1 protein-coding gene is annotated in these 296 nt (G+C 73.6%); it reads right to left on the bottom strand.

Going from position 1 to position 296, the window contains the following annotated elements; translation table 11 throughout:
* On the bottom strand, positions 1-296 hold a 296-nt coding region (locus EN786_RS37115; RefSeq protein ID WP_189524402.1), incomplete at both ends, for an ADP-ribosylglycohydrolase family protein.

The raw sequence follows: 296 nt of genomic DNA, 5'->3' as shown, positions 1-296 counted from the left end.
CTGCGCCCAGAGGATGCGCGCGGCAATGTCGCCGCCGGTGACCCAATGGCCGACCGTGGCACCCAGTCGCGCCGCTGCTGCCGCGTGGCCGGAAGCGGCGCGCCAGTCGCCACCCGAGACACCGCGGCTGACTGCGGCGGCGACCGCCGCAGCGGAGGCAATAGCGATAGATGTGTTGTGCGTGGCCCGGCAGGTTTCCGCCACCTTGGCGACCAGTGCGTCAAGCGGCTCCGGCGGCATCATGATGCCGGCCGGCCCGACGCGCATCGCCGCGCCATTGGTGTCGCCGCCGCGCC

The sequence above is a fragment of the Mesorhizobium sp. M4B.F.Ca.ET.143.01.1.1 genome (assembly GCF_004792275.1).
GTDB classification, from domain to species: domain Bacteria; phylum Pseudomonadota; class Alphaproteobacteria; order Rhizobiales; family Rhizobiaceae; genus Mesorhizobium; species Mesorhizobium abyssinicae.
The sequence above is the reverse complement of the archived record's forward strand: the minus strand, read 5'-3'. Positions and strand labels throughout refer to the sequence as shown.